Source organism: Desulfosarcina cetonica JCM 12296 (assembly GCF_001311845.1).
Classification (GTDB): domain Bacteria; phylum Desulfobacterota; class Desulfobacteria; order Desulfobacterales; family Desulfosarcinaceae; genus Desulfosarcina; species Desulfosarcina cetonica.
The window spans coordinates 1-1,008 of the sequence record NZ_BBCC01000487.1 but is presented as its reverse complement, the minus strand read 5'-3'; the positions used below and the strand labels follow the sequence as shown (position 1 = coordinate 1,008).

Genomic DNA, 1,008 nt, shown 5'->3' with positions numbered 1-1,008 from the left:
TTGACCGATCGAAACATTAGCCGACGGCAAGGGCAGCCTCGCGAGAGTCTGTCTGGAGGAAGCCCGAGTGCAAAGCTGTGAGCCGACGAACAGAAATGGCATATAAGGCCCAGTCCGCGGGTAAGTTAGCACAACATAACGAAGCCCCGGGTTCAGTGGATAGGGTAAATGCCGCGGTTGTGCAGCGACAGTTCACGTTCTTATCCGGGGAGATCTGACCGACATGTGGCTATCAGCAACATCCTCATCCACCCGCAGAAACTACCGGAAGGGGCAACCGGTTGACCAAGTCCCAACGGCATCGGGAATGCAGCCGCCCGAAGCCGTGCCAAGAACCAAAGGGCGCAACCAGGGGGATGCCGGCTGCCTGCTGATGAGCAACGCTCTGGCGGGTAACCGCCCGGGTGATCGGTCAGAAGTCAGCAGAGGCCATAGTAGCCCAACGCCCGGCGTAATGGTCGGGACATGGCGAAGGGCCGAACATCAAGCAGGGAAGGAGCCTCTTTGAGCTCGCACAACACAATGAAACCGAATGGCGGAGTGCATGTGCGGCGCGTCATGGAACCGCCCGACCCAGATGATCGCCTGCTCGAGTGGATCTTATTCCGCCCTAATCTGCAACAGGCCTGGGGACAGGTCAAAGCCAACAACGGCGCTCCTGGTGTCGATCACATGGCTGTCGACCAGTTTGCCGAATCTGTCCGCGATAAATGGCCCAAGATCCGCCAGTCGCTCTTGGCAGGCACCTATCAGCCACTACCGGTCAAACGCGTGCTCATCCCCAAATCATCGGGAGGGAAACGCCCATTGGGTATTCCAAGTGTGCTGGACCGGGTGACCCAACAGGCCATTGCCCAGGTACTGGGGCCGATCTTCGATCCGGGGTTTTCTGATTACAGCTATGGGTTCCGGCCTGGTCGGTCTGCCCATGATGCTGTGTATCAGGCCCGCGAATACATCAAAGCGGGGTATCGCTGGGTCGTGGACATGGACCTTGAAAAGTTTTTT

1 protein-coding gene is annotated in these 1,008 nt (G+C 58.1%); it reads left to right on the top strand.

Features of this window, described 5'->3' with window-relative positions:
* Nucleotides 1–546 precede the first annotated feature (546 nt).
* A partial coding sequence (locus tag JCM12296_RS35150) for a reverse transcriptase domain-containing protein (RefSeq protein ID WP_246805352.1) occupies nt 547–1,008 on the top strand: 462 nt, incomplete at its 3' end.